The organism is Sphingomonas sp. CCH9-E2 (genome assembly GCF_001557215.1).
In the GTDB taxonomy this organism is placed as follows: Bacteria; Pseudomonadota; Alphaproteobacteria; order Sphingomonadales; family Sphingomonadaceae; genus Sphingomonas.
Map to the genome: position 1 here is coordinate 1 of NZ_LSJM01000323.1, position 2,849 is coordinate 2,849.

1 protein-coding gene and 1 pseudogene are annotated in these 2,849 nt (G+C 69.8%); both read left to right on the forward strand.

Going from position 1 to position 2,849, the window contains the following annotated elements; genetic code table 11:
* A partial coding sequence (locus tag AX681_RS15370; protein ID WP_269450353.1) for a calcium-binding protein occupies positions 1-1,192 on the forward strand: 1,192 nt, incomplete at its 5' end.
* A gap of 74 nt (positions 1,193-1,266) precedes the next feature.
* A pseudogene (locus AX681_RS15375) lies at positions 1,267-2,849 on the forward strand (hypothetical protein); the annotation flags it as partial.

The following is a 2,849-nucleotide window of genomic DNA, read 5'->3' on the forward strand; positions in this document are numbered from 1 at the left end:
CCGCCTGTACGGCGGTGCAGGCAACGACACCTATCAGGTCGATCGGCTGGAGGACCTGGTGTTCGAATTTGCCGGGGAAGGCATCGACACGGTGCGCGCCGGCGGCAACTATTATCTGTTCGACCATATCGAAAATCTGACGATGATCGACGGCGGCGGCAGTTTCGGCGTCGGCAACGCGCTCGACAATCTGATCGTGGGCAACGGCCACAACAATCTGCTGCTCGGCGGCGGCGGTGGCGACCGGATAGAGGCACTGCACGGCGATGACGTTGTCTACGGCGAGGGCGGCAACGACATCATTCGCGGCGGATACGGCATCGACACGATTATCGGCGGCGAAGGCAATGACCAGCTTGAAGGAAACACCGGTGCCGACGCGCTGTACGGCGGCGATGGCGACGACATTCTCTATGCCGACAGCACGCCCGTGCAGGGCGACACGATTGGCAGCGGACTGCACATTCACTATCCACCTGAATTCGTCACCGACATCCTGAATGGCGGGGACGGCAATGATATGCTCTATGGGAATAGTGGCCTTGGCGATTATGACCTGATGGACGGCGGCGCGGGTGACGACAGCTATCATGTCGACACACCCGACGACCTGACGTTTGAGGCCGCGAACGGCGGCACCGACACGGTCTATGCCACGATCAATGGGGCTGGCTATTATCTCTACGCCAACACCGAAAATCTGGTGCTAGGCGGCAACACGCCGTTCGGGGTGGGCAACGAGCTTAATAATCGGATCACCGGCAGCGCGACGTCGAACTGGTTGCTGGGCGGCGCAGGCAACGACATCCTCAACGGCGGCGCGGGCAATGACGTGCTGTTCGGTGAGGCCGGGGCGGACACCTTCGTCTTCACGCGCGGCACAGGGGGCGACGTCATCGGCGACTTTGTCGCGGGGACCGATCGGATCGACCTGAGCGCGTTCGGCTTTACCAGCTTTGCCCAAGTCGAGGCCGCGCTGGGGGAATATGGCGGTACGGCGTTCCTGACCCTGGGCAATGGCGACATGGTCGTCCTGAACGGCGTTGCGCGGTCGGCGCTGGCGGCGGGCGATTTCATTCTGGCGTCGTCAGGCGAACTCAAGACCCCGGTAATGGAGGCAATCGACGCCGATCCGCGCCCGGACTTGATCCACGACTTCGTCAATCCGCGCCTGTTCCTGGAGGTCATGTAACCCCCAAATTCATCCACCTGCCGTTCATACCGACTCGTCGAATATTGCCGCACAGAATGCGCGGGAGAGGTGCGATGCGTGGTTTGCGTGGCGTGAGTGCGATGGCGGTGGCGCTGGTGCTGGCGGGCGGCTTTGCCGGGCCGGTGCGGGCGGCGCAGGCGGCGGCGCTGGGCTATACCGCCCCCTCCCCCGCTGCGCAGGCCGGATGGCGGGCGCAGTCGGGGGATTATTACTGGATCGACACCGCCGATGGCCTGTTGGAGGCGATCGGCGACGCCCCGCCGGACTTCACCTTCCGCTATCGCGGCGACGATGCCTGGGGCTGGGAATTGCAGACCGGGCATCTGGTGCTGGGTGAGACCGACCGCGACGGCGGGATGCTGTACTATTATTTCGAGCCGGAAGCCGATGCGCCGTTCCTGGTGCAGGAAGCGGGGCGGTCGTTCGCCTATCAGCGGCAGCGGCTGGTGGTCGTGTACAACAGCGACGGGGCCGCGCTGTCGCCGCGCGACAGCGACCTGTGGGACGATCGTGCCGGTGACCTTTACGAACGCGGCATCGCGCTGCGCGAGGCGGCGGACGGGACCGATCAATGGGATGCGGTCGACGCCGGATGGTGGGCCGGACAGGTTGCGACGGTGATCGAATGGCGGCTGCGCTGGGAAAGCGGACGCGTGCGGCATCCAGGGTGGCAGCGCTGGCGCGGGACGTCCGGCGCGGTGCGCTGGCGGTTGCAGCTGGAGCGCGAGCGCGAGCGGCGGCGGCTGGACGGCGACCGCTTCCGGCGCTGGCAGCGCGATGGCTTTCGCGGACCGCCGCCGCGCTTTGACGGGCCCGGGCGACCGGGACGGCCGGGGCTGGGCGTGCGTCCGCCGTGGCGCGATGGCGATGGCCGGCCGTGGACTGGCCGGCCGGGCAATGGTCGGCCCGAGGTGGGACAGCCGGGCGGGCCGCGTCCGGGTGGTCCGCGTCCGGGCGAGGGACGCCCCGGCACCGGGCGGCCCGATGGCGGACAGCCGGGTGCTGGCGGACCGGGTGGTCGCCCTGAAGTCGGGCAGCCCGGCGGGCGGCCCGGTGACGGGCGTCCTGGAACCGGTCGGCCCGGCGGCGGGCGGCCTGATGGTTGGCAGCCGGGCGGTGCGCGTCCCGGCGATGGCAGGCCCGGTGGCGGCCGTCCTGGCGATGGTCGGCCCGATGGTACGAATCCGGGAGCGGGTCAGCCCGATGGCGGGCAGCCCGGCTCCGGGCGTCCGGGTGGTGGGCGACCGGGCGACGGCCGCCCAGGCGATGGCCGACCGGGTGATGGGCGTCCGGGTGGCGGGGGGCGTCCGCCGGTGAGCACGCCTGCGCCGGTCCCGACGCCGCCCCCCGCTCCGCCGCCGCCTGCTCCGCCGGTTGCTGAGCAGCCTGCGCCTGCGGCACCGCCAGCGGTCACGCCGCCGCGGCCGCCGCGTCCTTGGGTCGGGCGGCCAGAGGGCGATCGACCGCGCGACTGGCGCCGCCGAATGCCGGAGGGCACCGCACCGGTCGAATCCGGGCCGCAGCGTCCGGTACGGATCATGCCCCAGCCCGAGGCTGCGCCGAGCGCGCCCGAGCCGCGTCCGCAATGGCGTCCGCAGCCGCGCCGCGAACCGTCGCAGCCGGCCCCGCAATGGCG